A 553-nucleotide genomic window follows, 5' to 3' on the forward strand; every position below is an offset into this window, starting at 1 on the left:
GGAGAGGGTTAGATGTGGCTATTAGAGAGCCGTGGTGTATGACTGTATATATGTACAGGGAATAGGCCACTGTAAAAAATCTTGTTAGACCTAGTAAAATAATTCTGTATGTTGATGACTTAAGAATGGAGGTAATAAGTATAATTTCTCTCATCAGGTTAATTGAGGGGGGAGCAGCCATGTTTCTAGCAGTAAATAAAAATCATCATAAGGTTAGTGAGGGAGCAACTACTATCAGACCCTTTGTTAAGTAAAGGCTGCGAGTATGTGTTAGCTCATAGTTTATGTTTGCTATCACAAATAGGGCTGAAGATCTTAGACCATGAGCAATTATTATTGCTAGAGCCGCCTGGAAACCCCAATTTGAGTTTATCAAGGCTCCCGCCACTATGAGACCCATATGACCAACGGAAGAATAGGCAATCAAGGACTTTAGGTCTGATTGGCGGAAGCAGATTAGGCTTGTCGAGACTGCACCTACTAAAGCAATACTTGAAAGTAAATTTGATGTGGATTTGGTTACATAGTTAAATAAGCTCAGCATACGTAAGAT

General features: G+C 39.6%; 1 protein-coding gene. It reads right to left on the reverse strand.

Features of this window, described 5'->3' with window-relative positions:
- Nucleotides 1-205: 205 nt before the first annotated feature.
- Nucleotides 206-544 (reverse strand): proton-conducting transporter membrane subunit, encoded by a 339-nt coding sequence (locus L5849_RS17440; protein WP_370459237.1) that lies wholly within the window; start codon nucleotides 542-544, stop codon nucleotides 206-208.
- Between the last annotated feature and the right edge of the window lie 9 nt (nucleotides 545-553).

This window comes from Erythrobacter sp. SN021, assembly GCF_021864455.1.

What these genes read in the sequence shown, in the direction of transcription:
- L5849_RS17440 (WP_370459237.1), bottom strand. Translation starts at nt 544, where the DNA reads ATGCTGAGCTTATTTAACTATGTAACCAAATCCACATCAAATTTACTT.